This window comes from Bradyrhizobium jicamae (genome assembly GCF_018130215.1).
Classification (GTDB): domain Bacteria; phylum Pseudomonadota; class Alphaproteobacteria; order Rhizobiales; family Xanthobacteraceae; genus Bradyrhizobium; species Bradyrhizobium jicamae_A.
The window spans coordinates 1-24,395 of sequence record NZ_JAFCKQ010000053.1 but is presented as its reverse complement, the minus strand read 5'-3'; the positions used below and the strand labels follow the sequence as shown (position 1 = coordinate 24,395).

Sequence of the window (24,395 nt, the reverse complement as noted above, 5' to 3'; positions counted from 1 at the left end):
GGAAATTGTTACTGCACGCCCAGCGCGACGAAGCGCAGTTCGCCGTCGCCATTGGAGACGAGCAGCAGCACCGACTTCTTGCCGTCCTTCTTCAGCTTCTCGACGCGGTTCTTGATGTCGGCGGCGCTGGAGACCGCCTCCTGCGCCACCTCGACGATGACGTCGCCGGCCGACAGGCGCTTGTCGGCGGCATCGGAGCTCCCGTCGACGCCGGTGATGATGACGCCCTTCACGCTGTCCTTGATCTTGTACTTGGTGCGCAGGTCCTTGCTCAGGGCCGCCAGATCGAGGCCCAGCGCCTTCTGCGTCACCGGCTTCTCGGCCGTATCGTCCTTCGGCTTGGCGTTGGCCTGCTGGACCTTGTCGGTATCCTCGAGGCGGCCGAGCGTGACCTTGCGGGTCTCCTCGTTGCCCTTGCGGATGACGACGACGTCGACCTCCTTGCCGACAGCAGTGTCGGCCACGATGCGCGACAGATCCTTGGGGTCCTTGACGTCCTTGCCGTCGAACTTCACGACCACGTCGCCGGGCTCGATGCCGGCCGGTTTCGCCGGGCCCTTGTCGTCGACACCGGCAACCAGCGCGCCGCGCGCCGGCTTGATGTTGAGGCTCTCCGCGATCTCGTCGGTGACCTGCTGGATGCGCACGCCGAGCCAGCCGCGGCGCAACTCGCCGTACTTCTCCAGCTGGTCGACAACACCCGCGACCGTCTTCGACGGCACGGCAAAGCCGAGGCCGATCGAGCCGCCGGTCGGCGAGATGATCAGCGTGTTGACGCCGATCACTTCGCCATCGAGGTTGAACAGCGGACCGCCGGAATTGCCGCGGTTGATGGCGGCGTCGGTCTGGATGTAGCTGTCATACGGCCCCTGGCTGATGTCGCGGTTCTTGGCCGAGACGATGCCTGCGGTCACCGTGCCGCCGAGGCTGAACGGGTTGCCGATCGCGACCACCCAGTCGCCGAGACGCAGCTTGTCGCTATCGCCGAACTTGACCGCAACGAGCGGCTTCGGCGGCTTGAACTTCAGCACCGCGAGGTCGGTCTTCTTGTCGATGCCGACCACCTCCGCCTTGATCTTGGTGCCATCGTTCATGATGACGTTGATTTCGTCGGCGTCGGCGATGACGTGGTTGTTGGTGACGACGATGCCCGATGTGTCGACGATGAAGCCGGAGCCGAGCGAGTTGGTCTTGCGTGGCGCAAACTCGCCGCTCTTGTCGCCGCCCTTGCCGCCGGGGCCGCGGCGGTTCTTGAAGAAGTCGTCGAAGAATTCCTCGAACGGAGAGCCCGGCGGCAGTTGCGGCATCGCGCCGCCGCCCTTGGCGTCGATGGTCTGCGAGGTCGAGATGTTGACGACGGCGTCGATCACCTTCTCGGCGATGTCGGCGATGCCCTCGGGACCGCGCGCGAACGCCGGCACCGAGTTCAGCGTGCACGCAGCACCGATCGAGATCGCAGCTCCCATCAGGCGGAGGCGACGGCTCAGGGCTGGTCTGACAGCGGTCATGTCGGAATCTCTCCAGGGAAACGGGTCAAGATCGTTGCTCACAGAGTGCGCCCGAACCGGCGCGCGGCGCAAGCATCTCAGCCGGGCATTTCGGCGAAAAACCGGCCACGCAAGGCTCACGATTTCGTTCCGGTTCGCCTGTCGCGCGGGAACACGGAAGCGATCAGCGCCGCACCAGCCAGATCAGGATCAACCCGACGACCGCCGAGCCGATGCCGACGACACGCAGGATGTTGTCGGGCGTCGCCAGCGCGCTCTTCATCGCGCGCCGCATCCATGCCGGGCTTGCGGCGAACAGGATGCCTTCGAGCACGAACAGGATTCCCAATCCGATGAGGAAGTCGCCGAACGCTATTGACCTCATCGGATGGCAACCTCCCGCTTGATGCATTCTTCTTGAAGGAGCGGAGATGCGGTTTTTCGCATCGCCGCCGTGTCGTGACGCGACTGTGGGCGGCGCTACTGTTTGGGCGTTGAAGCCGCCTCGGGCGGCTTGCCGCTGGCACTGCCGAAATACCTGAAGAAATCGGAGTCCGGCCGCAACAGGAAGCGCGTGTCGCCCGCTTTCAGGCCGTTCTCATACGCCGACATCGAGCGATAGAAGGCGAAGAAGTCCGGATCCTTGGTGTAGGCTTCGGCAAACAGTCGGTTGCGCTCGGCATCACCCGCGCCGCGCGTCTGCTCCGCGGTCGAATTGGCCTCGGCGACGATCACGGTTGCCTCGCGGTCGGCCCTGGAGCGGATCTCCTGGCCTTTCTGGGCACCCTGGGCGCGGAACTCGGCGGCCTCGCGTTGACGCTCGGTCTGCATCCGCTGATAGACCGCCTGGCTGTTCTGCTCGGGCAGATCGGCGCGGCGGATCCTGACGTCGACGACCTGGATGCCGTAGCCGTCGGCCTCCTTGTCGAGCTGGTCGCGAATCCGCGACATCAGCTTCTCGCGCTCGTCGCGGACAACGGCGATGAAGTTGACCTCGCCGAGCACGCGGCGCAGCGACGCGTTCAAGAGAGTCGTCAGCTGCAGATTGGCGGCCTGGATCGAGCCGACGCTGGTGTAGAAGCGCAGCGCGTCCTTGATCCGGTAGCGGGCGAAGGCGTCGACGACGAGCCGCTTCTGGTCGGAGGCGATGATTTCCTGCGACGGGTTTTCGAGGTCGAGGATGCGCTTGTCGATCAGGATCACGCTGTCGGTGAACGGAACCTTGAAGTTCAGGCCCGGCTCGGTGACGACGTCGACCGGTTTGCCGAAACGGACCACGAGGGCCTGCTCGGTCTGCTGCACGGTGAAGACCGAGCCGTAGGCGACGATGATCAGGACGAACAGGACGATCAGGGCGGCGATGCCCGTGACAGGTGATCTCATCGCGAGCCTCCCTGCGGCTGTCCGGCCGGTGCCGGAGCGGCCGGACGCTTGGCCGTCAGTTCGCCGAGGGGGAGATAGGGCACGATGTTCTGGCCCGGAGCGCCGTCATAGACCAGCTTATCGGAACCGCCGAGCACGCGCTCCATGGTTTCCAGATAGATGCGTTCACGCGTCACGTCGGGAGCCTTCTTGTACTCTTCGTAGACCTTGAGGAAGCGCGCGCTCTGGCCCTTGGCCTCGGCGACCGCCTGCTCCTTGTAGCCTTCGGCGGCCTGGATGATCTGCGCGGCACGGCCGCGAGCCTCGGGCACCACGCGGTTGGCGTAGGTCTGCGCCTCGTTCTGCGCGCGCTCGAGGTCGGCGCGCGCCGCCTGCACGTCACGGAATGAATCGATGACCTGTGCCGGCGGGTCGACCTTCTGCATCTGCACCTGCGTGATCTGGATGCCCGCGCCGTAGGTATCGAGCGTCTTCTGCATCAGTTCCTGCACGGTGGTTTCGGTCTGGGTGCGCGCGCCGGTGAGGATCGGCTGAATCTCGGAGCGGCCGATCACCTCGCGCATCGCGCTCTCGGCCACCGCCTTCACGGTGCCTTCGGGATTCTGGATGTTGAACAGGTAGGCGCCGGCCCCGCCCGGCTTGATGCGCCACAACACCGTGAAGTCGACGTCGACGATGTTCTCGTCGCCGGTCAGCATCAGGCTCTCCTCCGGCACGTCGCGGATGCTGCGACCGCGCCGGGCTGGATCGTCGATCAGGGTCATGCCGATCGAGATCGTGTTGACGCGCAGCGCCTTGGGCAGCAGCACGGTTTCGATCGGATACGGCAAGTGATAGCGCAGGCCGGGCTGTGCATCGCGCTCATATTTTCCGAAGCGCAGCACGACGCCGAGTTCTTCGGACTGGACCCGGAAGATGCCGGAGGCGAACCAGATCGCCAGCGCCGCAACCAGCACCAGCACGATGCCGATGCCGCTGAAATGACCGCCCGGCAACCATTGCTGCAGCCGATCCTGGCCACGACGCAGCAGGTCCTCAAGGTCCGGCGGCCTTGGCCCGACCGATTGCGGACCGGTGCCCCATGGGCCTTTCGGACCCGAGCCCCACGGCCCCCCGCCCTGATTCTTCCACGGCATCAAACATCTCCTCGACAAGCCCGGGCTCGGACGCCCCGGCTCGAATGTCCGGCCCGGTTATAGGGGACCGTCGGGACCCTTACAACGCAAGCTTCCTGGCGGGACGAGCTATGCCCCGGGGCATAATTGTCAATGCAAACATTGGTTAACCCTGGCGGCGCCGACGATATGTCACATAGGAGAAGTCGACGCTGTCGCCCTCGCCGGCGGGATGGCGGACACGCGCCGCCTCCTCCCAGTCGTTCGGATCGATTGTGGCAAAGTGCGTGTCGCCGTCGGGACGGGCATGGACTTCGGTGATCTCGAGGCGGTCGGCGGCGCCCATCCACTGCGCATAGATTTCCGCGCCGCCGATCACAGCGATCTCGGTGGCGAAACGCCGCAGCGCGTCGCCAAGCGCGATCGCATGGGCGTGCTCGAAGGAGGTCGTGACCACGGCGCCGCGCGCCCGGTAGTCCGGATTGCGCGTCACCACGATGTTGGTGCGTCCCGGCAGCGGCCGGCGCAGCGATTCAAAGGTCTTGCGCCCCATCACAACAGGCTTGTTCAGGGTCATCGCCTTCAGGCGCTGCTGGTCGGTTTTCAGGCGCCACGGAATGGTGTTGTCACGTCCGATCACGCCATTCTCCGCGGCGGCGACGAAGAGCACGATCTCCATCAGCGCCCCCCGTCCGCAAGCGCGTCAAGCGCCGGACCCGAGACGCGGCAGATCGTCCATTCGTCCATCAGTTCGGCGCCGAGCGATTTGTAGAAGGCGATCGAGGGCGCGTTCCAGTCGAGCACCGCCCATTGCAGCCGCGACCAGCCGTTGGCGAGGCACTCTTTCGCCAGATGCGCGAGCAGCGCCTTGCCGATGCCCTTGCCGCGCAGCGCCGGGCGCACGAACAGATCCTCCAGATAGATGCCGTGGCGGCCGGAAAAGGTCGAGAAGTTGACGAACCAGACCGCGAAGCCGGCGGGCTCACCGTTCCATTCCGCGATGTCGCAGAACAGCCGCGGATTGGCGCCGAACAGCGCCTCGGCGATGTCGGCCTCGCTGGCGCGAACCTCGTGCGCGAGCTTTTCGTAGTCGGCGAGTTCGCGGACCAGCGCGAACACCAGTCCCGCCTCATTGGGCCGCGCGCGGCGGATGGTGAGAGACATTCAATCCCTCACACCGCGACCTCGGCCTTGATATGCGGATGCGGATCATAGCCCTCGAGTTTGAAATCCTCGTAGCGGAACGCGAAGATGTCCTTCACGTCGGGATTGATCGCCATCGTCGGCAGCGGTCGCGTCGGCCGCGTCAATTGCAGGCGCGCCTGCTCGAGATGGTTCGAGTAGAGATGCGCATCGCCGAGCGAGTGCACGAAGTCGCCGGGCTTCAGCCCGGTGACCTGCGCGACCATCATGGTGAGCAGCGCATAGGAGGCGATGTTGAAGGGCACGCCCAGGAAGACGTCGCCGGAGCGCTGATAGAGCTGGCACGACAATTTGCCGTTCGCGACATAGAACTGGAACAGGCAGTGGCACGGCGGCAGCGCCATCTTGTCGACCTCGGCCGGATTCCACGCGCTGACGATCAGCCGCCGCGAATCCGGATTGCGCTTGATCATTTCGATCACGCCGGCGATCTGGTCGATGCTGCGTCCGTCCGGCGCGGGCCAGGAGCGCCACTGCGAGCCGTAGACCGGGCCGAGATCGCCATTGGCGTCGGCCCATTCGTCCCAGATCGTGACGCCGTTGTCGTTGAGATATTTGATATTGGTATCGCCGGCGAGGAACCAGAGCAGTTCGTGGACGATCGCCTTCAGCGGCAGCCGCTTGGTGGTCAGCATCGGGAAGCCGGCCGACAGATTGAAGCGCATCTGGTGGCCGAAGACCGACAGCGTCCCTGTGCCGGTGCGGTCGTGCTTCTCCGCGCCGTCCGCGAGGATACGTTCGAGCAGGTCGTGGTACTGGTTCATGGCGTCTGTTTCGGGCCTTCGAGAGTGCGGCGAATGTAGCGGCCGAGGCTGCGGGTCGACACATCGATTCGGCTGATCGCACCGATTATACCCGGAAAAATGAGCATCTCCGGGCCAAACGACAAGGGGCGGAACCCGCGTCCCGCCCCTCCCTATCCATTTGATTGCGCTCGATAAAGTTTCGCCGGCGCGATCAGCTCTCCGATTCCACGAACACCTCGTCGCGCTTGGCGCGCAGCGCCGGCAGCACGGCGAGCACCAGCAGGCCGCCGGCGATCGCCAGCAGCACCGCCGACAGCGGCCGCGAGACGAACACGCTCCAGTCGCCGCGCGAGATCAGCAGCGCACGGCGCAGATTCTCCTCCATCAGCGGACCCAGCACCATGCCGAGCAACAGCGGCGCCGGCTCGAAATCGTGCTTGATCAGCCAGTAGCCGATCAGGCCGAAGGCGCCCGCGAGGATGACGTCGACCGGCGCGTTGTTCACGGAGTAGATGCCGATCGCGCAGAAGATCACGATCGAGGGGAACATCAGCCGGTAGGGCACGCGGAGCAGGCGGACCCAGATGCCGACCAGCGGCAGGTTGATGATGATCAGCATCAGGTTGCCGATCCACATCGAGGCGATCATGCCCCAGACCAGGTCGGGCTGCTTCTGCATCACCTGCGGACCCGGCACGATGCCATGAATGGTCATCGCGCCGACCATCAGCGCCATCACCGCATTCGGCGGGATGCCGAGCGTGAGCAGCGGGATGAACGATGTCTGCGCAGCGGCGTTGTTGGCGCTCTCCGGCGCCGCAACGCCCTCGATCGCGCCGCGGCCGAACCGCGATGGATTCTTCGCGATCTTCTTCTCCAGCGTGTAGGCCGCGAACGACGCGATCACGGCGCCACCGCCCGGCAGGATGCCGAGGATCGATCCGAGGATCGTGCCGCGGATGATGGCGGGCGTGGAGTCCGCGATGTCCTTCCGCGTCGGCATCAGGCCGGTGATCTTCTGCTGCACCAGGTCGCGGTTCATCTCGGATCCGGCGTCGAGGTTGCGGATGATCTCGGCAAAGCCGAACACACCCATCGCGACCGTGGCGAAGCCGAGGCCGTCGGCCAGTTCGGGGATGTTGAAGGCCATGCGCGAGGCCCCGGTCTCGATGTCGGAGCCGACCATCGAGAGCAGCAGACCGAACACGATCATCGCGATCGCCTTCAGCACCGAACCCTTGGCGAGCACCACCGCGAAGATCAGGCCGAGCACCATCAGCGAGAAATATTCGGCCGGACCGAAGGCCAGTGCGAGCTTGGTCAGCGGCGCGCCGAGCACGGCGATCAGGACGGTGGCGACGCAGCCGGCGAAAAACGAGCCGATCGCGGCGATCGCGAGCGCAGGTCCCGCGCGCCCCTGCTTGGCCATCTGGAAGCCGTCGAGCGCGGTGACGACGGAGGTCGCCTCGCCGGGAATATTGACCAGGATGGACGTGGTCGAACCGCCATACTGGGCGCCGTAGTAGATGCCGGCGAGCATGATCAGCGCGCCGACCGGCGGCAGGCCGAAGGTGATCGGGAGCAGCATCGCGACGGTTGCGATGGTGCCGATGCCGGGCAACACGCCGACCAGCGTGCCGACCAGCGCACCGATCAGGCACATCAGGAGGTTGACCGGAGAGAAGGCGACGACGAAGCCGTGAGCGAGATTGGCAAAGAGTTCCATCGCGCCCTCACTGCACCAGGAAGCGCGGGAACATCGGCATCGGCAGCCCCAGGACGTAGGGGAACAGCAGCGCGCAGCCGAGCGTCAGGCAGGCGCCGACAATGATCGCCTCGAGCCATTTGGTCTCATGCGAGCCCAGAGCCGCGATCAGGAAGCTCACGAAGGCGGAGACGACGAGTCCGACCGGCCGGATCGCGAGCGCGAAGAACACGATCGACGCCGCCACGAAGAACGGCCCTCGCCATGAGTAGGCTGCGATATGCGGACCGTCCTTGAGGACCCCCACCACGGCGACGGCTGCGCCCAGCAGCAGCAGCAGCACGGCGAATATGCGTGGCGCCGTGCCGGCGCCGAAGGAGAATCCGTGCATGCCCTGCAGATCGCTGGACGCCCACAGCGCAAACAGGGCGATCCCGATCAGGACGATTCCGCCGACAAAGTCCTGCGGTCCGCGCACCCATTTCGGCAGGATGGATCTGGCCGGCGCCTGGTTCGGCGTGTCAGTCATGAATTCACTCCCCCGGCAGGCTTTCCCGCCCGTTCTGATTGGATGGTTTGTGATGTTCGCCCAAGACCTTGCTAGCGATTTTCGTCAGGCAATGCCAGCCGGCGTCGGTCACCGGACCGAAGGCCTGCGCAAGACGCGGAACTGAGCGATGATGCGTGATGACCCAAATCGGCGCGTTTTCACACCTGAACAGCCCTGAATCGGCTCTATTTTTCTCAATCGTTGCCCCCTATATTGAGGGTGCCGGTTCGCCGGCTATGGAAATAAATGACCGTCGCAATAAACCATTCGGACCCGGGGGCGGTACCCGGCGCCTCCACCAAAACCCGTCGCCTCGAGGCGGCTTTTGGCGGGGGCGAAATAGGATCGACGAGGGCGTAAAGGGCGCGTTTTTTCTCGGTATGGTTCCGCCGACATCGGGCCATTGCAATAGTTGCCAACGACAACTTTGCTCCGGTTGCTCAGGCTGCGTAACGCAGTTTGAAAGACCATCTTAAAGTCCTAGCGGGTTAAGCTCCGCTAGGCGGGGTTCGGAGGCACCTGGCAACAGAAGCCTCCACTTCATTCCAGACCAGGGATTTCGGCCAGCATTTCCGCTGCCGCCCCTGCTGATTTCCGGCTCCCGGCGGGGTAGCATGGCCAAAATGGGGCGAGTCGGCGGTCCGGCGGCGCCACGGGTCAATTTTCGAAAGCAACAGGATTACCATGGCGACCGATCACATCCGATATGACGTGCTGGCGCGCGACGCGCTGCGCGGGGTGCTGCGCCGGGTTCTGACCGACGCCGCCGAACATGGTCTGCCCGGCGAGCATCATTTCTACATCACCTTCCTGTCGACCGCCGAGGGCGTGAAATTGTCGCCGCGGCTGCTCGCGCAATATCCGGAAGAGATGACCATCATCCTGCAACACCAGTTCTGGGATCTGGTGGTGACGGAGGACCGGTTCGAGGTCGGCCTGTCGTTCGGCGGAATCCCCGAGCGGCTGACCGTGCCCTTCGCCGCGGTGACGCGCTTCCTCGATCCGTCCGCACCGTTCGACCTGCAGTTCGACGCCTCCGACGCGGTGGCCGAAGCGCCGCCTGCCGAGTTGCCAGCCTCAGCGCCAGCCACGCCCCTCCCCGCACCGGCAGTTCGACCCGCGGCCGAAGCGAAGGCCGACGAAGCCGGCGCCGATGAGCCGGCGAAGTCCGGCGAAGGCGCCGAAGTGGTCCGGCTCGATCGCTTCCGCAAGAAATAATCCAGGCGCGGACCTGCCTCCGACCTTGTAAGATGCGCTCGCACGGGATGACGGATCGTCGTCCCGCACTATCTTGTGCATGCGCGTGACCTCTGCGCAGACCTTCCTGCTATCGCGCCGGGTTACGCATCGACGACGCAACGGAAGGCATCCATGGCTCGATCAACCAATCCATCCAACGCCGCCACCCGCAGCGAGACCGACAGCTTCGGTCCGATCGATGTGCCTGCCGACCGTTACTGGGGTGCGCAGACCGAACGCTCGCGGCAGAACTTCAAGATCGGCCATGACCGGATGCCGATTGCGATCGTTCACGCGCTCGGCATCGTCAAGCTCGCGGCAGCCGAGACCAACCGCGAACTCGGCCAGCTCGATGAACGGCGCGCCGGCGGCATTGCCAGCGCCGCCAGGGAAGTGATCGAGGGCAAGCTCGACGATCATTTTCCGCTGGTCGTCTATCAGACCGGTTCGGGCACGCAGACCAACATGAACGTGAATGAGGTGATCGCCAACCGTGCCAACCAGATGCTCGGCGGCGAGCTCGGCGCCAAGCAGCCGATCCATCCGAACGACCACGTCAACATGAGCCAGTCGTCGAACGACTCTTTCCCGACTGCGATGCATATCGCGGCGGCAAGCCGGATCATCGCCGACCTGATCCCGGCGCTCGGCGAGCTGCATCAGGCATTGCACGAGAAGGAGGAGGCTTTCGCCAAGATCGTGAAGATCGGGCGCACCCACACCCAGGATGCAACACCGCTGACGCTCGGGCAGGAATTCTCCGGCTATGCCGCGCAGGTCGAGAGCGGCATCGCGCGCCTCAGGAGCGCCGTGAAGGAGCTGTTTCCGCTGGCACAGGGTGGCACCGCCGTCGGCACCGGCCTCAACTCGAAGCCGGAATTCGCCAAGGCCTTCGCCAGGCACGTCGCCGAGATCACCAAGCTGCCGTTCACCAGCGCCGCAAACAAGTTCGAGGCGCTCGCCTCCAACGACGCCTACGTGCTGGTTCACGGCGTGATCAATTCGGTCGCGACCGGCCTGTTCAAGATCGCCAACGATATCCGCTTCCTCGGTTCGGGCCCGCGCTCGGGGCTCGGCGAGTTGATCCTGCCCGAGAACGAGCCGGGCTCATCGATCATGCCGGGCAAGGTCAACCCGACCCAATGCGAAGCGGTGACCATGGTCTGCTGCAAGGTGTTCGGCAACGAGACGACGATCACCGTCGCCGGCAGCCAGGGCCATTTCGAGCTGAACGTGTACAAGCCCGTGCTGGCATACTGTATGATGAATTCGATCCAGTTGCTGTCCGACGTCGTCCGTTCGTTCACCGAGCATTGCATCGTCGGAATACGCGCAGACGAAAAGCGCATCAGCGAGTTGATGCAGCGTTCATTGATGCTGGTCACGGCGCTCGCGCCGAAGATTGGCTATGACAATGCGGCCAAGGTCGCCAAGGCCGCGCATGCGCACGGGACGACGCTGAAGGAAGAAGCTTTGCGGCTTGGCTTTGTATCTGCAGATGAATTTGAACAGCTCGTGCAGCCGGACAAAATGACACACCCCGGCTGAGTACATTCATTGTCCGGATAATTACGGACAACCTGCGTGATATAATTATAGATCATAACGCCTAAAGACTAAGGCCGGTCATCTATCGGCTGCGCGCTGGCGCATGTTACAGCAAGACAGATGTCAAGTTTTCGCAGAGCGAAATTGATTCTTTGATGCTATCACGACGCATCAACCGGGGATTCTTGATGGATATCGAACCAGGCGCGCAGCGTCGTCACTCTTGCTTTCGTCACGATGCATCACCAAGTCGGATGAAGGGACAATGAGGACAAGCATGGGCGACGTGGTCAATTTGAAACGGTTCAAGAAGCGCAACGAGCGCGAACAGGCCGCGAAGCAGGCCGACACGAACCGTGCGCTATTTGGTCGCACCAAGTCAGAGCGCAGCCGTGATGAACTCATCGCAGAGCGCACCGCTCAGGTCCTCGATCAGCATCGCATCGACGGAGGAGAGGCATCATGAAGTCCCCCGTCGTGAAGCGTTCGATTGTGGTGGCCGGACACAAGACCAGCGTCAGCCTCGAAGAGGCGTTCTGGAACGGCATGAAAGAGATTTCCGGCCTCCGGAACATGACGCTGTCGGAGCTGGTCGGCGAGATCGACAATAATCGCCAGCAGGGGAATCTTTCCTCGGCGATCCGCCTCTTCGTGCTGGATTATTTCCGCTCGCGCGCCACGCCGGCCGTGCCGGATGTCAGGCCGCAACAGATCGATACGCGCCAATCGGCCTGACACCCTCTGCAATCGCCGCGACTGACCGCCGCCATGCTATGGAGCATGGCGGCTTAATTTTGCGCGGGCACCCAGCATGAAGATCAAACGGATCGTCGCTGACGTCGCCGCTACCGACGTGGCGGCAGCGAAGGTGTTCTATCAGGATGTCCTGGGACTCCGATCGCTGATGGATTTCGGTTGGGTTGCGACCTACGGCTCATCCGAAACCATGCAGGTTCAAATCAGCTTCGCATCCGAAGGTGGCTCCGGCGCGCCAGTGCCTGATCTGTCGATCGAGGTCGACGATCTCGATGAAGCGCTTCGCCGCGTCACGGCGGCCGAGATTGCGATCGAATACGGGCCGGCGGACGAGCCGTGGGGCGTGCGGCGCTTCTTCGTCCGCGATCCCTTCGGCAAGCTGGTCAATATCCTCGAGCACCGGGCCTCCGGCGCGATCAGTTGAGTTGAATCGTCATCGCTTCAGTCTGTTGCCTGAGCATGATCTCCGCACAAGCGCCTTGCGCGTTTGTCGCAAGAACGCGTCGCGCTAGTTCTGTGTTGCTGGACGCGGCGGCGGATTGGCGACCTGTGGCGTCAGCGACAATGGCGGCCGCGGCCGCGGCCTGAGCGCGCCGGGCGGCGGCTTGACCTCGATCGGCGGCGGCAACGGCGCGACCTGTGGCTGGCTCGCGGTCGGTGCTGACGGCACGACGGCGGGCGCCGTCGCCACCGGAGGGACGACCGGCGGGCGCGGCGCCACGATCTTCGGCTTGGGCGGCGCGCGGCGCGGCAGCGGTACATCCGTCGGCGGCAATGCCGCGGAATTGGCGTTGGGTGTCTCGGGAGCTGGCTCGGTGGGTCGCGGAATCGCTGCCGGCATCGGCTCCGGCGGTGGCGGCGGCTCGCCGCGCTCGATCGCGTCGAGCCGCTTGGTCTCGCGATCGATCGCGCGGACCGCAAGCCACGACGACAAGGCCGCGATATCGAGGCTTCGCGTCAAGCCGTCCGGCGTGCCGACGGCGAGCAACTGGATCTCCGGGCGACTGTTGACGGTTCCGACCTGGGTCGACGCCAGCGCGGCGCGGATGTCGGCCTGATCTGCCGGAATGTCGTAGCCGCCGGATACGGTGGCATTGGCACCATTGGCCGCGAGCGTGGTGGCGCCGACACGGATGCGGCCGTCGCGGATGTTGAAGGGAATTTGCGCCGATGCGATCGACAGCGAGCCGGCTGTAAGCGCCGGCTCGACGATCTGCTTCAGCCTGATGTCGTCGGTTGCCTGGCCCGTGTCGCTAGCGCGGATAGCGACGTCGAACGCTCGCGGGTCGAGGCCGTTGAGCGTCACACCGTCCAGCGTGACGGTGCCGCTGCCGGACAGCGCACCGGTGAGCGCCGAGGCGCTGCGCCCCTGGGTGAGCAACGTCATCTGCATGGACGCGCGGCTCTTGGGTATCGCAAGGCCGCGATAGCGCAACGCCGGCCCGTCGACACCGGAGAGCTGAACGTTCGCGTTCACAGCAAGTCCGCCGGGCCCCTGCCGCGCATCGACGGTGGCCGACGCCTCACCGCCTCCGATCTTGCCCTTGATGCCGTCGAAGGTCAGTGACTGGCCGTCCGATTTGATAATGCCGCTGACCGGTTGCAGTTCGGAGCCGCCCGGCAGCATGCCGCGCAAGGCCTCGAACGCGACCTTACCGCGCCAGCCATTGACGAGGCCCGGGCCGAGCGGGTCCGCCGCATCATGTCCCGTCACGCCGATTGCGGTCGCAAAGGTCGGCGCCAGCGCGATCTGATCGAGACCGATTTCGCCTTCCACGCTCTTCTGATCGGCAAGCGTCACCGCCAGCCGTCCGCGCAGCCGCGAGCCGGCGACGATGCTGTCGAGATCGTCGAAAGTCACCTTGTCTCCCGCCAGCATCACCCGCGAGGAGAGGCGAATGCTCCCGAGATTGTCCGACGGTTTCAGCTGCAGCAGCGGACTGAGATCGGCGCTGCGTATGCGCAGGTTCACGCTGGACCTGGAGTCCTTGGCCCACGGCTCCGCGGTCCCCTCGGCGTCAGCATCAAGTCCCGCCCCCCAGAGCCTCGCCTTCAGCCGCAATGGCGCGTGCCACGCGCCGTTCATCGTGCCCTCGAACTGCGCCGCTCCGGCGCCAGCTGCGACGACGTGATCAAGTCCAAGCAGCGCCAGCAGGGCATTGGCATCGCTGGCCGTGAATTTCGTCTCGAGCGCAAGATCGCTGCGGCTGATCGTGTCGAAATCCAAGCCACGGATCGCAGCAGCCGGCGTCGTCGCCGACAGCACGGTGTGTCCCTTGACCTGCGGCGCATCGAGATCGAGCGTCGCCTGCGCCGCCGTCCGGTCGGCGGTCTTTCCGTTGCCGAGATCGAGCGCGAGCTTCGCCCTGACAGGACCGGCATCGGCGCGCAGCGCGCCGAGCCGCGCGGCAAACGACGGTGCGAACGGCTGCACGATCGCGACGAGGCGGCCGAGCGAAGCGGCCGTCGCGTCGAGCGCGAGCTTGCCGGTCGCGCTGGTGCGATCGAAGCGGCCACTGGCGTCGAGCGCGACGTCGCCGGGTTGGCCGATTTTCACCCGCTCCAGCACGATGTCCTTTGGACTATAGGCAAGTTTCGCGACCAGCGGCCGCAACTCCTGCCCCGCCGATATCGCGTCCCCGACGGCGAGCGAGAGCTGCGCCTCGTCGGGCCATTCGGCCTGCGGGCCGGCCAGCGAACGGATGAAGGCCGCGGTCGCATCGAGGTCGAGCCGCTCCGCCTTGAGCTGTGCCTCGACCTTCGATCCTTCGGCCTTCGCGCGATGCGAGACGGCGACCCGGCCTTCGACCGCGCCACCCTCGATCTCCGCCTTCATGCCGTCGATCGCGAAGCCCGCCGGCGACACAGTGACGTCGCCGCGCAACCGCAGCGGCTTCTGGCTGCGATAGGCAAGGTCACTGCGGCCCTGCAGCCAGGTCATCAGCGCATCGGGGTCCGAGGATTCGATGTCGAGCGCAGTCTTGAAGCCGTTGGGCGCTGCGCCTTGCGCGCTCGCGCCGCTCATCGAGACACGCGTCGAGCCCGGCGCGCGAAACTCCAAACTGCGCACCGTCCAGGATTTCGCCTCCGAATGAAGCTCGGCCGAGATGTCCTGCAGCGGACGACCGCCGAGCATGATCTGCTCGGCGGCCAGCTCGATCTGCACCGGGATCGGGCATTGCGGTAGGCCCGCGACGAAGCCGCGCAACACCGGCAACACTTGCGCCGGCTCGGTATTGCCGTCCTGGCCGTCCTTGCCAGCGAATTTGTCGGCATCGAGTTGTCGTGCCGTCAGCGAGGCACGCAGCAGCGGCGCCGCGCCAAACTGGATATCGCCATTGCCTGCGAACTTCAGCGCGCGATCCTCGGCACCATAGCTCACGTCGACCTGGTCGAGATGCGCCGCCGAATAGTCCGATTTCACCTTGGCCGCGATCCGCCACGGCGGCGTGTCGCTCCCGCCGCGCCGGGTCGGCGTGCCCGCCAGCACGACGGCTCCGTCGAATCGCGGCGCGCGCGCCTCGAAGCTCAGGACACCGTCGAGATCGACCGAGAACGGGCGCTGGCCGGGATCGATGCTGAAATGAACGCGGGTGCCGCTGCCGTCAGGGCCTTGCCCCGACGAGACGCGAAACGGATAGCGGTTGCCTTCGAACATGAAGTTGCCGTCACCGCGGATCGCGCCGGCGAGCGAACGGACGTCGCCGCTGAAGGCGATGTCGTTGAGCTCGAGCGTGCTGCGGCTCGCGCCGCCATGCAGCGCCACGCGGCCGGTGAGGTTGAGCCGGTCGATCGCAAGCGAGGCCAGGCTGAAGGCGCCGGTGGAAGCGGGCCAGTCGATCCGCCCCTTGGGATCGAGCCCGAGATCGAGCGACACGCCGTTGATCGTGAGGTCGGTCGCGCGCCACTCGCCGCGCATCAGCGAGCCCAGGCTGAACTCGACAGCGAGGTTCGCCGCGCGGACCTTGCCGAGGTCGTTTGCGCCGCCGACAGTGACGGTTTTCAGGCGCAGCGAGGGAGCCGGCAGCAGGCGCGCGTCGAGATCGCCGGCGACCCGCACCGGCGCACCGACGATCTTGCTCGCCTCCGCCTCGAACTGCGGCCTGAACTGGTTCCAGTCGACGAAATACGGACCGACCAGCGCGGCCACCAGTGCAAGGATGAAGGCGATTGCCAGGCCGAGCAGTGTCGTCTGCACGGTGTCTCCCTTTGAACCCGCTCCGCTTGCGGCCTGCGCACGCCAATCCTGGGCCGGAGCAGTTCAATATATAGAGGCAAGTATGGCGAAGTCACAGCGGCTTTGCTGCCGTGACTTCGGGCCGGACGGCGCTATCAGGTCAACGGCGCGTGCGCGCCGGATCTTGCCGCTTCCCGGGAAACCCGGCGGATCACCATCGCGCAGGCAGCTGCTTCAGCCCGCGCAGCACGAAGGTCGGCCGCCATTCCGGATTTTCCGCGTCATCGAGACGCAGGTCCGGTATCCGGCGCAGCAGGGTCGAGATCGCGATCTCGGCCTCGATCCGCGCCAGCTGGGCGCCGAGGCAGAAATGGATGCCTCCCCCGAACGACAGCGGCTTCACGTTCGGCCGCCTGATATCGAGCGTCTCGGGATGGTCGGGGTAAACAGCCGGGTCATGATTCGCCGAGCCGAGCAGGCAAAGCACGGCGTCGCCCTTCGGGATGCGCTTGCCGCCGAGGTCCTCGATATCCTCCAGCGCGACACGGCCGGTCATCTGCACCGAGGAGTCGTAGCGGAGGAATTCCTCGATCGCGTTGGTGATCAGGCCGGGTTCGGCCTTGAGCAGCGCCAGCTGGTCCGGATTGCGGTGAAGCGCGAGCAGGCCGTTGCCGATCAGGTTCACCGTGGTCTCGTGACCGGCGCCGAACAGCAGGATGATGTTGGCCGTGAGTTCCTCATTGGTGAGCTTCTGGCCATCCTCCTCGGCCTGGACCAGCTGCGTGGTGAGATCGTCGCCCGGTTGCTTGCGCCTGAGCTCGAACAGCTGGTTGAAATACATCGCCGCCATCGTATTGCCGGCGTTTCCCTCCTTGATCTCCTCGGGCGACAACGGCACCGGATCGAGCACGCGCCCGCCATCACGCGAGCCCTTGTAGAAGGCTTCGCGATGCTCTTCAGGGATGCCGAGCATATCGCAGATGATGGTGACCGGCAGACGGAAGGCAAAATCCTCGATCAGGTCCATCTTTCCTTGCGGAATGATGCGGTCGAGCGTCTCGTCGACGATCTGCTGGATGCGCGGCCGCATGTCCTCGACCCGGCGCGCGGTGAAGGCCTTCACCACGAGGCCGCGCAGGCGGGTATGATCCGGCGGATCCTGCTGCAGCATCCAGTGGCCCATGCTGCGGAAGATCGGCTCCTTCATGATGTCGGGGCCGTAGCGGCGAATGGTGCGGTCGACATAGTCCTTGCCGAAGCGCTTGTCGCGCAGCACGAGGCTGACCTCGGCGTGGCGGCTGGCGACGTGGGCGCCGTGCGCGTTGACGTGCATCGGGTCGTGGGTGCGCAACCGCTCGTAATGCGGATAGGGATTGCGAATGAATTCGGGCGCCAGCGGATTGAAGAGCGGGTCGCTGCTCATCGACTGTACGTGCTCGTTCATGGTGATCGCTCCATGGGCAACTCGATACACTCTTGTATTGAGTTGCATTGTGCCCTAAACTGCGCCGATGTCAAGGGTGCGCACCAGGCCGACACGGGACGATACCTGCGAGAAGCTGTTCGAAGCGGCGGCGCATGTGTTCGAGGAGCAGGGAATCGGCAGCGTCAGCATCGAGGCGATCGCGGCGGCCGCCGGCTTCTCGCGCGGCGCCTTCTATTCGAACTTCAAGAGCAAGGACGAATTGATCATCGCCATGCTCGAGGATCACGTCGAGCAGTCGATCCGACGCTGCCTCGACCTGCTCGCCAAGCACAAGGACCCGGCCGATTACATCGCGGCCTTCAGAAACATGGATCGCACGCGGCAGGATCCGCTCGGGCGATCGCCGCTGCTGCACATGGAAATGATCTTGTTCGTGGCGCGCGCCGAAAAACGCCGGCCGGAACTCGCCAAGCGCCTGCGTGCGCGCCGGCAGATGATCACCGAGATCGTCGAAACCACTGCGAAGAACACCGGCAAGACCTTCCAGGATCCCGCGTGGGTCGGGGCGATCCTGCTCGCGCTGGAGGACGGCTTCCGCCTGCATCGTCTGATCGATCCCGAGACCACGCCGGCCGACAGCTTCCTGCGCGCGGCCGACGACCTGCGAGCGGCGATCGGCGTCGCATTCGATGCACCGTAGCAAGCACAAGGGCGCACCCCCCTACCCCTGGCTCATCTTTCCGGCGACGGCGCGTACCTTGCCGGGCGAGGCCTGCCAGATCGCGAACGCCGACAGCAGGCTCACGACGATTCCGAGCGCAAACCCGGCGCCATAGCTGCCCGAGATGTCGTAGAGCTGGCCGGTGATCCAGGGTCCTGCGGCGCCGCCGGCCAGCGCGGCAAGCATGACCGTGCCGAAGATGCTGCCATAGTGCTTGCCCTGGAAGATCTCCAGCACCACCGGCCCCATCACTGAGGTCAGGCCGTAGCCGAGCGCGCCCTGGGTGAACACCATCAGATAGACCAGCGGCATCACCGGCCAGTATTTCAAGGCGACCAGCGCCGCGAAGCAGATCGCGAAGCCGACACAGGAGATCGCCCAGACCCATTCGCGACCGATGCGATCGGAGAGATGCCCGAGCCAGATCTGGCCGGGAATGCCGAGCAGGCTGACAATGCCGAGGGTCCAGACGCCGACGCTGGAGCTGAAGCCGATGTCGAGCAGGAACTTGGTCTGGTGCACCTGCACCGCGTACCAGATGTACAGGCCGCAGAAATAGCCGAGCGCGATCCACCAGAACCGCGCGGTGCGCAGCGCACGTTGCAGCGTCCAGTCGGTGCCGGCCCAGACCGGATCGACGACGTTCGAAGCCGCCTTGGCCGCGGTCGCCGAGGTCGGCGCGGCATCGCCGTCGGGCCGCAGGCCGATGTCCTCGGGCCGTTCGTGCAGCAGCAGATTGATCGGCGCCAGCACGACCAGCACGACTATCCCCATCGCGGTGCAGGCGGTGCGCCATCCCGTCTGCTCGATCATGTGCTGCACCCACGGCAGCAGCGTCACCGAACCGACGCCGACGCCCGCGAAAGCGAGCCCGAGCGCGAGGCCACGGCTGCGCAGGAACCAGTTCGGCACGAACAGCGACTGGCCGGAATAGCCGAGGCAGACGCTGCCGGCACCGACCAGCACGCCGATCGTGAGATAGAGGTGCCAGGGCTGCGAGGTCAGCGGCGCCAGCAACAGGCCCGATGCCATCAACACGACGCCGAGTTCCATCACCGCGCGCGGTCCGCCGCGGTCCATCAGCCGTCCGATCAGCGGGCTGGCGATCGCCGAGGCCACGAAGCCGAACGAGAACGCGCCGGCCGTGACGCCGCGCTCCCAGCCGAACTCGGAGATGATCGGCGGATAGAACAGCGAGAACGCGGTGCGCGCGTTGACGCCGATCGCCATGGTGACGAACGTCACCGCGACAATGATCCAGCCGTAGAAGAAGGGAAGCCGCATGGTCACCTTGTAGCAGATTGTTCGTCGCCTAGGGCCGCCGCATCCAGCGATCGGCGTTCACGGCCCCGATGGGAATCTCGCCGGCGACGATTTTTGCGACCTGGCGCACCGTCTCCGACGATTGGTGTTCGATCGCCGGCGGCGTCAGGCCGCCGACATGCGGCGTCGCGATTACATTGGGCAGCTTCGCGAGCTCCGGGGTCGGCATCTGGTCCGGTGCGCGGCCGACATCCATCGCCGCACCCGCAACGCGCTTCTCGCGAAGCGCCACCGCCAGCGCCGCTTCGTCGACGAGATTGCCGCGTGACAGATTGATGAAGAACGCGTGCCTCTGCATCCGCGCCAGCGCGGGCGCCCCAATCAGGTTCTCGGTCTGCGCATTCGCGACCGCAAGGCAGACGACGTAGTCGGCGTGCGCGAGGAGATCGTCGAGCGGCAGGTGCCGGATCGCGACATCATCGATCGTGACGAAGGGATCGGCGACGATGACCGTCATGCCGAGCACTTTGGCAATGCCGGCGAGATGGCGGCCGATGGCGCCGTAGCCGATGATGCCGATCGTGCTGCCGGCGAGTTGCCGGCCCATCACGACGTCAGGCTTGCTCCCGGCATGGTAGTCGGCCGTCGCGCGCGACACGCCGCGCGACAGGTCGACCATGAAGCCGAGCGCAAGCTCGGCGACCGACTGCACGAAGCCGGGGCTTGCCTGCGTCACCAGCACGCCGGCGTTTGACGCCGCCGCGACGTCGATGTTGCGGATGTCGACCGCGCAGCGCACGAAGGCGCGAAGCTTCGGCAGGCGCGGAAAAATTTCGCCCGGGCCCTGCGTCATGCGATCGGCGACGATGATATCGACATCGGCTGCGGCCTCGACCAGCGCCGCCGCGTCGAGCGCCACATCGCCCTCGTGCAGCTTGACGTCGGCGACCGCACGCAAGCCGTTCAGGCTGCGCTCACCGTAGTAATCGCGGCGCATCTGCGGGGTATGAGCGAGCAAAACTCTCAAGCGCATAGCCTCCTAATAGCCCAGCGCGTGCGGCAACATCGTGCTGATGGCGGGCACGAAGGCGATCACCAGGAGGCACAGCAACAGCAGGCCGAGATAGCCCGTGATCGGCTTGATGGTCTGCTCGATCGGAACGCTGCCGATCAGGCAGGCACCGTAGAGCCCAAGACCGAGCGGCGGCGCAAACAGCCCGAGCCCCATCGCGATGACGAGCACGACGCCGAAATGCAGCGGATCGATGCCGAGCTTGACCGCGACCGGCAACAGCAGCGGGCCGAAGATGATCAGTGCCGCGGCGCCTTCCAGCACCGAGCCCATCACCACCAGCACCGCGATCGACAGCACCATGAACAGCCAGACGCCATGGCTGCCCGAGACCGAGAGCATGAATTCGCCGACAGCATGCGGCACCTGCTGCAGGGTCAGGATGAAGGCCAGCGACTGCGCCGCGGCGACGATGAACAGCACGAGGCCCGAACGGGTCGCGGATTGCACGAAGCAGTGCGCCAGGCTCCTGATGCCGAGCTCGCGGAACAGCAGGCTGCCGACCGCGATGGCATAGACCGCGGCGAAGGCCGAGATCTCGGTCGCGGTGGCAAAACCGCTCTTGAAGCCGAAGAAGATCATGAAGATCAGCCCGAACGAGGCGATCGCGCCGGTCCACAGGCCGGACACCGCCGCGCGCGGCGCGGCGTCGCCGCTGTCAGCCGGGCGCTTTCCGAAGATGATCGACACCGCGATCAGCGCCACTGCCATCAGCGCGGCCGGCAGCATGCCGGCGACGAACAGGCCGCCGATCGACAGGTTGGCGACGAAACCGAGGATGATCAGGTTGATGCACGGCGGAATGGTCTCGGCCATCACGGCAGACGCGGCGAGCAGCGCCACCGCCCCGCCCGGGTTCTGCCGCGAGCGCCGTGCCGCCGGGATCAGCACCGAACCGACCGCGGCGACGTCGGCCATCTTCGAGCCCGAGATGCCCGAGAACAGCACCATCGACATCACCATCACGACGTTGAGCCCGCCGCGCATCCGTCCGACCGCACGCTGCAACAGCTCGATCAGGCGCACCGACATGCCGTTGGCTTCCATCAGGTAGCCGACCAGGATGAAGAAGGGGATCGCGAGCAGCACGAAATTGTCGATGCCGCGCGCCATCTGCTGGGCGAAGATAACCCCGGGCAGAGTGCCCTCCACCCAGATGAAGATCAGCGCGGCGAGCGCCAGCGCAAACCCGATCGGCAGTCCGCCGAACAGCGTGAGGAAGAAGCCGACCAGCATCAGCGTCTGCGATGACGGCACCGAGGAAGGCGCGAAGGCATCCCAAGCCAGATAGAGACCGACGATGACGCCGGTCACGACGAGGCCCGCGATCATGTCGAGCAGGGAGCGGCCACAGAACAGCTCGAGGGCGAACACCGTCATGAACAGCGCGCCGACACCCATCGGATAGAATGTCCATTCCAGCGGCAGGCCGGAACCGGAGGTCTGCCCCGTGGTCAGCCAGCCCATCTTGATGGCGTTGAACGCGACGTAGCCGGCCACGATCGTGACCAGCAGCGCGCCGACCGCATCGACGACGCGCCGTCCCCCCGCCGGGAGCATGTTGACGAAGAAGGCGACGCCGAGATTCTCGCTGCGCGCCAGCGCGCTCGCCGCGCCGAAGAAGCTCGACCCGACCATCAGGCCGCGCGCGACATCGTCGGACCACTCGACCGGCGCGTTGAACCAGAAACGGGCGAGCACCGAGACGCAGACCACCACGAGGTCGGCGGCGAGCAGGACCGCGGCGATCGCATCGCTCGCGGCGAGCAGCGGCGCAGTGATCCGGAAGCCGGCGCGGCCGGGCACGGCTGCGGCCATCGACATCGTATCAGCCTCAGGCCTGGGTGGCGCGGATGATATCGACGACGGCCTTCGCCTCGGGCCGCGCCTTGATGAAGTTGTCGGTCTGTGGCAGCACCCGCTTGCGGAACGCCTCCTTGTCGCATTCGACGACGCTGACGCCCTTCTCCGTCAGCGCGGCCAACGCTTCCTTCTCCACCGCGAGACCGTGCGCGCGGGTGTCGATCGCGGCCTTCTTCGCGGCATCGAGGAAACCCTCGCGCAGCTTGGGATCCATCCGGTTGTAGGTGGTGTCGCTGAAATAGATCGCGAGCGGCGAGAAGTTATGCTGCGTCAGCGCGTAGTTCTTCGAGGTCTCGTAGAATTTGCTTGCGAGGATGGTCGGCGGATCGTGCTCGAGCCCGTCGAGCACGCCGGCCTGCAGCGCCGTGTAGATCTCGCCGAACGCCAATGGCGTTGCCGCCGCCCCCATCAGCCGCAGGCATTCGGTGATGATCGGATTGGGCAGCGTGCGAATCTTCAGGCCCGCGAGATCTTCCGGCGTCTTCACCGGCTTCTTCGCCAGCACGCTGCGCGCGCCGAAATTATAGGCCCAGGCGATGATGCGGATGTTGCCGCCCTTGAGCAGCGCATCCTCGATCGGCTTCGCGGCGCCGGCATCGAACGCCTTGGTCTGTTGCGGGAAGCTGGTGAAGAGGTAGCCCAGGTCGAAGGTACCGACCAGCGGCACCAGGTTGGCCGAGATCGACGAGCCCGACACCATCAGGTCGATCACGCCCAACTTCACCGAGTTGATGACGTCGATCTCCTGGCCGAGCTGGTTGTCGGGAAAGAACGAAATGTCGATCTGCTCACCGAGCCCGTTGGCCTTCAGGCTCTTGACCAGGTTGTCGTAGTAGACGCGGCCGTTGGCGTATTTGGGATCGTTGGGCAGCGAGGACGAGCATCGCATCTTCATGGTCGCGGCCTCGGCACGGCCGATCAGCGCCGGCGCGGCGGCGAGCCACGCGCCCGCTGCGACCGACGACTGCAATACGATACGGCGGCTGAAGCGCTTCGACGTCATGGTGCTCCTCCCCAGGAACGGATGTGTGTTGCCCGCAGCCTTGGTCGTTCGCGAGCTTGGCAGGCTATTTGTCTTAATGTATGACAAAACAAATCAAGTCGCGCAAGGGCGCAACCGGGCTGCGCAAGTGCGCACCAACCGCAGCGAGGCTTCCGATGTTCCAGACACACAGCGCGTTGCGCCGGAACGTGCACAGCCAGGTCACCGACCGTGTCGGCAGCAGCATCGTGCGCGGCGAGATCGGCGTCGGCGAGACGCTGCCGCCGGAGATGCAGATCTGCGAGATGATGGATGTCAGTCGCACCGTGGTGCGCGAGGCAATCCGCACCCTCACCGGCAAGGGCCTGATCGAGTCGCGGCCGAAGAGCGGCACCCGCGTGCGGCCGCCCGAGCAGTGGAACCAGCTCGATCCCGACGTGCTGCGCTGGCATCTCGAGACCGAGAACATGGACCGCTACCTCGCCAAGCTGTTCCAGCTGCGCAGCGCGGTCGAACCGGCCGCCGCCGCGCTCGCCGCGATCCATGCCGGCGAGGACGACATCGCGCGGATCCGCGCCGGCTATGAGGGTATGGCAGCGGCCGAGGCCAACGAGGCGTTCGTCATGGCCGACATCGCGTTCCATCAGGGCATCTACTTCGCGACCCGCAACGAGTTCTTCTGGCCGATCGCCCAGATGTTCGAGATCACCCTGCGCCGGAGCTTTGCGATCGCCGCCACTGGTGCTCACCGCCCCCGGGCGCTGGTTGAGCACAAGGCGGTGCTCGACGCCATCGCCGCGGGCCACTCCGAAGCCGCGCGCGAAGCGACGGTGGAGCTGCTGACGCATTCGGCGGATGATCTGGTGCGGATCAGGGGGCGCGAGTTCGAGACGGCGGCGCGTGCGCAGCGATGAGAATGTTTGTGGCGATGATCGTGATGAACCGATCGCTGCTTCCGCATCGTCGTCCTGGCGTTCGCCGGAACGACGCTGAATGCGTGGCGCGGCTTGCGAGTCGTACATGCGCATTCTCGCGGCACGACGTGTCCGAGGCTTGCATCTCGTTTCGCCCTCTTCTCTCGGAGAGGGCGCAGGGAAAGCCGGGTGCCGATCGCACCCATGGGCCCCGTGCAAGGTAGAAAGCACGGGGGTAGGACCAC

Annotated in this window: 22 protein-coding genes and 1 other RNA gene; 8 read left to right on the top strand and 15 right to left on the bottom strand. The window is 65.4% G+C overall.

The annotated features are described in order from the left end of the window. Positions 1-8: 8 nt before the first annotated feature. From JQ586_RS34290 to JQ586_RS34250, 9 genes are all read right to left on the bottom strand, one after another. On the bottom strand, positions 9-1,508 hold the full coding sequence (locus JQ586_RS34290; protein WP_212399056.1) for a Do family serine endopeptidase: 1,500 nt from the start codon (positions 1,506-1,508) through the stop codon (positions 9-11). 163 nt (positions 1,509-1,671) lie between these two features. Beyond that, positions 1,672-1,872, bottom strand: a complete 201-nt coding sequence (locus tag JQ586_RS34285; protein WP_212399055.1) for a DUF2065 domain-containing protein — start codon at positions 1,870-1,872, stop codon at positions 1,672-1,674. A 95-nt stretch (positions 1,873-1,967) separates the two neighbouring features. Next, positions 1,968-2,870 (bottom strand): protease modulator HflC, encoded by a 903-nt coding sequence (gene hflC, locus JQ586_RS34280; protein WP_212399054.1) that lies wholly within the window; start codon positions 2,868-2,870, stop codon positions 1,968-1,970. Next, on the bottom strand, positions 2,867-4,006 hold the full coding sequence (gene hflK / locus JQ586_RS34275; protein WP_212399053.1) for an FtsH protease activity modulator HflK: 1,140 nt from the start codon (positions 4,004-4,006) through the stop codon (positions 2,867-2,869). The genes hflC and hflK overlap by 4 nt, the downstream gene beginning before the upstream one ends. 145 nt (positions 4,007-4,151) lie before the next feature. Continuing rightward, positions 4,152-4,664 (bottom strand): dihydrofolate reductase, encoded by a 513-nt coding sequence (locus JQ586_RS34270; protein ID WP_212399052.1) that lies wholly within the window; start codon positions 4,662-4,664, stop codon positions 4,152-4,154. Next, positions 4,664-5,149 carry a GNAT family N-acetyltransferase gene (locus tag JQ586_RS34265; RefSeq protein WP_212399051.1) on the bottom strand — a complete coding sequence of 162 codons (486 nt, stop codon included), beginning with the start codon at positions 5,147-5,149 and terminating at the stop codon, positions 4,664-4,666. The genes JQ586_RS34270 and JQ586_RS34265 overlap by 1 nt, the downstream gene beginning before the upstream one ends. Positions 5,150-5,157: 8 nt before the next feature. Further along, on the bottom strand, positions 5,158-5,952 hold the full coding sequence (locus JQ586_RS34260) for a thymidylate synthase (RefSeq protein ID WP_212399050.1): 795 nt from the start codon (positions 5,950-5,952) through the stop codon (positions 5,158-5,160). A gap of 193 nt (positions 5,953-6,145) precedes the next feature. Continuing rightward, the gene (locus JQ586_RS34255) at positions 6,146-7,660 is read right to left on the bottom strand and encodes a tripartite tricarboxylate transporter permease (RefSeq protein WP_212399049.1); all 1,515 of its coding nucleotides are present in this window, start codon (positions 7,658-7,660) and stop codon (positions 6,146-6,148) included. A gap of 7 nt (positions 7,661-7,667) precedes the next feature. After that, complete coding sequence (locus JQ586_RS34250; protein WP_212399048.1) at positions 7,668-8,168, bottom strand: tripartite tricarboxylate transporter TctB family protein; 501 nt, start codon at positions 8,166-8,168, stop codon at positions 7,668-7,670. A gap of 203 nt (positions 8,169-8,371) precedes the next feature. Between JQ586_RS34250 and ssrA the strand changes: the two genes are divergently transcribed. From ssrA to JQ586_RS34220, 6 genes are all read left to right on the top strand, one after another. Beyond that, positions 8,372-8,729, top strand: a transfer-messenger RNA (tmRNA) gene (ssrA, locus tag JQ586_RS34245). 144 nt (positions 8,730-8,873) lie between these two features. Then, on the top strand, positions 8,874-9,407 hold the full coding sequence (locus JQ586_RS34240) for an SspB family protein (protein ID WP_212399047.1): 534 nt from the start codon (positions 8,874-8,876) through the stop codon (positions 9,405-9,407). Between the two features lie 153 nt (positions 9,408-9,560). Further along, positions 9,561-10,976 (top strand): class II fumarate hydratase, encoded by a 1,416-nt coding sequence (gene fumC / locus JQ586_RS34235; protein ID WP_212399046.1) that lies wholly within the window; start codon positions 9,561-9,563, stop codon positions 10,974-10,976. 277 nt (positions 10,977-11,253) lie between these two features. Continuing rightward, entirely contained in the window at positions 11,254-11,442 is a 189-nt protein-coding gene (locus tag JQ586_RS34230; RefSeq protein WP_212399045.1) for a DUF4169 family protein, read from the top strand. After that, positions 11,439-11,711, top strand: a complete 273-nt coding sequence (locus tag JQ586_RS34225; protein WP_212399044.1) for a ribbon-helix-helix domain-containing protein — start codon at positions 11,439-11,441, stop codon at positions 11,709-11,711. Before JQ586_RS34230 ends, JQ586_RS34225 begins: the two co-directional genes overlap by 4 nt. Before the next feature lie 76 nt (positions 11,712-11,787). Next, complete coding sequence (locus JQ586_RS34220) at positions 11,788-12,156, top strand: VOC family protein (protein ID WP_212399043.1); 369 nt, start codon at positions 11,788-11,790, stop codon at positions 12,154-12,156. An 84-nt stretch (positions 12,157-12,240) separates the two neighbouring features. Here the strand turns inward: JQ586_RS34220 and JQ586_RS34215 are convergent, their stop codons facing one another. Beyond that, on the bottom strand, positions 12,241-15,930 hold the full coding sequence (locus tag JQ586_RS34215; protein ID WP_212399042.1) for an AsmA-like C-terminal region-containing protein: 3,690 nt from the start codon (positions 15,928-15,930) through the stop codon (positions 12,241-12,243). Between the two features lie 190 nt (positions 15,931-16,120). Beyond that, positions 16,121-17,353 (bottom strand): cytochrome P450, encoded by a 1,233-nt coding sequence (locus JQ586_RS34210; protein WP_212399041.1) that lies wholly within the window; start codon positions 17,351-17,353, stop codon positions 16,121-16,123. Positions 17,354-17,420: 67 nt separating this feature from the next. Between JQ586_RS34210 and JQ586_RS34205 the strand changes: the two genes are divergently transcribed. Continuing rightward, on the top strand, positions 17,421-18,035 hold the full coding sequence (locus JQ586_RS34205; RefSeq protein WP_212399040.1) for a TetR/AcrR family transcriptional regulator: 615 nt from the start codon (positions 17,421-17,423) through the stop codon (positions 18,033-18,035). 21 nt (positions 18,036-18,056) lie between these two features. Here the strand turns inward: JQ586_RS34205 and JQ586_RS34200 are convergent, their stop codons facing one another. From JQ586_RS34200 to JQ586_RS34185, 4 genes are read right to left on the bottom strand one after another with little or no spacing between them, the layout of a single operon-like run. Then, positions 18,057-19,340 carry an MFS transporter gene (locus JQ586_RS34200; protein ID WP_212399039.1) on the bottom strand — a complete coding sequence of 428 codons (1,284 nt, stop codon included), beginning with the start codon at positions 19,338-19,340 and terminating at the stop codon, positions 18,057-18,059. Between the two features lie 28 nt (positions 19,341-19,368). Next, positions 19,369-20,346, bottom strand: coding sequence for an NAD(P)-dependent oxidoreductase (locus JQ586_RS34195; protein WP_212399038.1), 978 nt, complete (start codon positions 20,344-20,346; stop codon positions 19,369-19,371). Between the two features lie 12 nt (positions 20,347-20,358). Beyond that, positions 20,359-22,209, bottom strand: a complete 1,851-nt coding sequence (locus JQ586_RS34190) for a TRAP transporter large permease subunit (RefSeq protein WP_212399087.1) — start codon at positions 22,207-22,209, stop codon at positions 20,359-20,361. Positions 22,210-22,225: 16 nt separating this feature from the next. After that, on the bottom strand, positions 22,226-23,257 hold the full coding sequence (locus tag JQ586_RS34185; RefSeq protein ID WP_212399037.1) for a TRAP transporter substrate-binding protein: 1,032 nt from the start codon (positions 23,255-23,257) through the stop codon (positions 22,226-22,228). A gap of 155 nt (positions 23,258-23,412) precedes the next feature. Between JQ586_RS34185 and JQ586_RS34180 the strand changes: the two genes are divergently transcribed. Continuing rightward, positions 23,413-24,150 (top strand): FadR/GntR family transcriptional regulator, encoded by a 738-nt coding sequence (locus JQ586_RS34180; protein WP_249148531.1) that lies wholly within the window; start codon positions 23,413-23,415, stop codon positions 24,148-24,150. Positions 24,151-24,395 lie beyond the last annotated feature (245 nt).